Raw genomic sequence first — 3,608 nt, 5'->3', positions numbered from 1 at the left:
TTACATTACCGGTTATTTCAATCGGTACAGGCCTCACCAGTTTAACAAGGGGTTATCGCCACAAAAGGCTGAAGCAGAATACTTCAAAACTTATAACGAGGTGGCCAGTTTTAGTTGACCACTACAGCACAACGCAATGCGCAAGAATAAAGAAGTATAGTATGGGAGTAAGCCTAAAAGACTGATAAGTAGCCGCTACTAATACTGCACCGATAATGGCCGGTAAAACTTCTAAAAACCAAGTAAATTGATCTTTTGGATTAATGCCAGACCAAAGTAAAACCGCCACAAATATAAATGCCCAAAGATATTTAATTTTCCCATCCTCCTAAAATGTAATGATTTAATTTACCCAATTGTTGGATAACGAAAATAGTATGTTTTGCCATACTCAGGCCTTGCCCCGGCTCACCCTCGTAAATAGCCTCTAGCCCGATTACAGTAGTATCAAGCCGCTCAACTAGATTACATCAGGTTGGATAAACACCAGATCGGTAATGCCCACATCGAGGCCTGATTGGCTGAGCAGTGTAGTAACTTGGCCGCGGTGATGGGTTTGATGATTAAACACATGCATTAACAGGTTAAATAGCGTTTTATTAGCAATAATGCCTTTGCTGTTTTGGTAACGGATAGGCTGCAGTAACGCTTCATCGGTTATTAAGCTGGTTAGCTCTAACAGCGTTTCATCTAACAGCTGGCGTCGATCTTTAAGATCATTAAAGTTGGTTGCAACAAAGGTATCCAATGATGCTGGCGTTGCCAAATTGGCAATTGGTGAGTAGGCCGGATACTTTTCTAAAACAGGTGAAAATCGTTTTAACCAAATCGTATCACCGACACAAATATGATTAAGAGTGGCAAAGATCGAACCAAAAAATGCTTTCCTATCTTCATGTAATTTTTCTGGCGAAAGTGTGCCGACCACTTCGTACACTTTTTGATTCATCCACTGGTTATAATCAGCCATTAAGTAGACATGGTCTTTCAATTTCATTGCTTTGCTCTTTGAAAAATAGAAATATCTTGTTTCGCAACCCTAGTTAATTTTCTCGCTTTTGAACAGAACTAAATACCAAACCACACAAATTTTTATTCAATCTAGCGGCGAAATTTGGCATCAATTTTTACGTTAGTACGTATTATTCTTGGTATTCAAAGGCACCGATATCCAGAGCAAACGCATGAATATTTTTGAGCATTTAGTGGTGTTTTATTAGACGAATATCTGTAGCAAGGATGCGGCAGTAAAGCCATCAACAGCTTTTGAGGGATGATTTCACGGCGTTTCGTGTAAGAAAATTCCACTTTGTTCGCTTGGTTGATTGTATTTTGTACACTCATGCGCTCGCCCTGGTTGCTACACACCCACAGCCGACAGCGCAATCTGCATCCGCACTTGCACATTTTAGTGGCCGGAGGTCTCTATGACGCTAGCAAAAAACCCTGTTACAAAGGCAAAAAAGATTACTTGTTTAACGCCTTTGCACTGGCCAACGTGTGGCGCGCAAGAATGCTCGACGCCATTAATGGTGTGTATCATTATCGCCCCTTACATAAATCCCCCCTCGTCTTAAGAAAGTTACTCAGGCTAAACGCGGTTAAGGCCATTACAAAAGAGCTAAGATTGACGAGGCTCTGTACTTGTCCTCAACCCAAATATGGAGTATCGGCTTCGAGACTATTCTTGTTGTATGTGCGCGCTACAAATACACCACTGCTTCAACATTATTACCATCTGGGTCTAAAACGAATGCGGCATAATAGTTTGGTGCATAATTTTCACGCAGCCCCGGTTTGCCGTTGCATTGATATCCTTCACTTAAAGCAACCTGATAGAATTTCTCAACAGATTTCTTGCTCGAAGCTGAAAAAGCTATATGCGAATTAGTGCAATTGTCACTTTTCTCTATCAAGAATCTGACTTTGTCCTCACCAATGATGCCAAAGCCCGCGGCAGATTTATCTGACCATTTGATTTCGATTTTCAGTGGTAAAAGGACTTTTTCATAGAACCTTTTACAGTCATGAAAGTTTATGGTTCTGATTTCAAAATGATCTATCAAATCAATTTCCTTTCTGATTTATGAAGATGAGGTTGATATTACGCAAGCTCTTAACCCTTTAGCACACCCAAGACCGGAGCTTGAATTGTTAAGTCTCTTGTTAGCTCTCTGTTAAGCCTGTTGGCATAATGCTCATACCATAACTTATTAGTACGATAGATAATATGACTAAAACTATACTATAAGAATGCTTCTGAACAGGCGGATTACCATAACTATTAAGACCTTCAGAGCCCTTCCAAAAAAGAAGACCGATACCATAAAAGAAATTAATAAAAGGTATAAATGCTAAAAATGCCCATTGCCAACGACCACCAATATCCATTGTTCTCTGAAAAATTAAGACTAAATGATACAAAAAAGCGATAATGAATATTAGTGGCATGACTACAATGCCAAATAAAGTATCAACTCCAATTTTCATAGCCAAAGGATAAGTTGTTACTAAAATAGAAAAGTTAACGAGTTGTAAAGCAGAATATCTAAGCCTACTTACTCTTTTCCCTACAGCTATGATTCGATCCATCGAGATTCCCTAAAATTTTGAAAAGACAATTGAGAGCTAACGAGCCTGTAGAATTACTCGTTTTTAAATATATTTTTATGATGCACCAAACCATAGCTGAGTTCTTGTTTTGACTCAATTGTTTAGTCTTTTTCTGCTGGAATGAAGATTATCTTGAGTTGGCGTTTTTTATGAGGCGTTTGAGGCTGGTTTTGGGGGGAATTTCAGGCAATAGGGGGCTTGCCCTGCTTAATGTATCGTCTTTTGCAGCTTTTCCAGATTATGCACAAGGCAATACAGCTGCCACTGGGTATTCACTTTGGCTTGTCCCCGTAGCGTCAACTTATTCATGCCTTTATTCACCGTAATATTGCCGAACACGGGCTCGATACAACCCAGTCGTTTGCTATATTGCCTTCGCCCCATTGGGCTATCTATTTTAACTTTCATTTTATCGATATAGCTCAGCTGCTTGCGTGATTCATGCCCAAGGGATGACAACTCCCGTGATTACGGCTTTTTCCGCGGCAACGCCAAAGCCATCTTGCACCAAGTTCAGTGCTTACTGCTGCCGTTATTGCAACAGCTACTGGGAATAGCGCCACCGAGCAAACCCGAGCGCACTTGCCCTTGCTGCCAGCACAGCATGCACTGCATTGGCATCAGCCGACCGAGATAACAACACCGCAAGGACGCAATAAGGATAATGGCCTTCACCACGCCACGGCGATAATAAGAGGAATAAACAGACAGACACAACACACTGGCAAGAAGCAACAAACTGATAAGGTTAGCGTTTACAACATGACGCCCCTTGCATCAATCCCGCTCGCCTTGAGAATGGTACTCTGGCTAAGCGCGGCTAAGGCAGCACAGCGTAATTTGCTTAATAAGGAAGGAAGTCGAGCCTATCGAGGCTCCGGGCTTGTCCAATCGAGTAGGAGGAGACCTCACGGCCTCCGTCCTCTCACACCACCGTACAAGCGTGGGTCGCATACGGCGGTTTCGAATATATTTTTAATGCTTCATACCCACCT

3 protein-coding genes and 4 pseudogenes are annotated in these 3,608 nt (G+C 41.6%); 2 read left to right on the top strand and 5 right to left on the bottom strand.

The window, feature by feature from the left end:
• Window positions 1-124: 124 nt before the first annotated feature.
• Together K6Y31_RS21870 and K6Y31_RS21865 are read right to left on the bottom strand one after the other, a co-directional pair.
• A pseudogene (locus K6Y31_RS21870) lies at window positions 125-316 on the bottom strand (DUF2238 domain-containing protein); the annotation flags it as partial.
• A 144-nt stretch (window positions 317-460) separates the two neighbouring features.
• Window positions 461-997, bottom strand: a complete 537-nt coding sequence (locus K6Y31_RS21865) for a DinB family protein (RefSeq protein ID WP_233055150.1) — start codon at window positions 995-997, stop codon at window positions 461-463.
• A 360-nt stretch (window positions 998-1,357) separates the two neighbouring features.
• Here K6Y31_RS21865 and K6Y31_RS21860 point away from each other — a divergent pair.
• Window positions 1,358-1,546: pseudogene (locus tag K6Y31_RS21860) on the top strand (transposase); the annotation flags it as partial.
• A 157-nt stretch (window positions 1,547-1,703) separates the two neighbouring features.
• Here K6Y31_RS21860 and K6Y31_RS21855 read toward each other — a convergent pair.
• The 3 genes and pseudogenes from K6Y31_RS21855 to K6Y31_RS21845 all read right to left on the bottom strand — a co-directional run.
• Window positions 1,704-2,066 carry a VOC family protein gene (locus K6Y31_RS21855; protein ID WP_232799738.1) on the bottom strand — a complete coding sequence of 121 codons (363 nt, stop codon included), beginning with the start codon at window positions 2,064-2,066 and terminating at the stop codon, window positions 1,704-1,706.
• Between the two features lie 100 nt (window positions 2,067-2,166).
• Window positions 2,167-2,592 carry a DUF805 domain-containing protein gene (locus tag K6Y31_RS21850; RefSeq protein ID WP_233055149.1) on the bottom strand — a complete coding sequence of 142 codons (426 nt, stop codon included), beginning with the start codon at window positions 2,590-2,592 and terminating at the stop codon, window positions 2,167-2,169.
• A gap of 228 nt (window positions 2,593-2,820) precedes the next feature.
• Window positions 2,821-3,057 (bottom strand): annotated as a pseudogene (locus K6Y31_RS21845) (transposase); the annotation flags it as partial.
• Between the two features lie 16 nt (window positions 3,058-3,073).
• Between K6Y31_RS21845 and K6Y31_RS21840 the strand changes: the two are divergent.
• A pseudogene (locus K6Y31_RS21840) lies at window positions 3,074-3,250 on the top strand (IS91 family transposase); the annotation flags it as partial.
• Window positions 3,251-3,608 lie beyond the last annotated feature (358 nt).

Origin of the sequence: Motilimonas cestriensis, from assembly GCF_021295315.1 — a bacterium.
In the GTDB taxonomy this organism is placed as follows: domain Bacteria; phylum Pseudomonadota; class Gammaproteobacteria; order Enterobacterales; family CBDFNC01; genus Motilimonas; species Motilimonas cestriensis.
This window is presented reverse-complemented; position numbering and strand designations above follow the sequence as displayed.

What these genes read in the sequence shown, in the direction of transcription:
- K6Y31_RS21865 (WP_233055150.1), bottom strand. Translation starts at nt 997, where the DNA reads ATGAAATTGAAAGACCATGTCTACTTAATGGCTGATTATAACCAGTGG.
- K6Y31_RS21850 (WP_233055149.1), bottom strand. Translation starts at nt 2,592, where the DNA reads ATGGATCGAATCATAGCTGTAGGGAAAAGAGTAAGTAGGCTTAGATAT.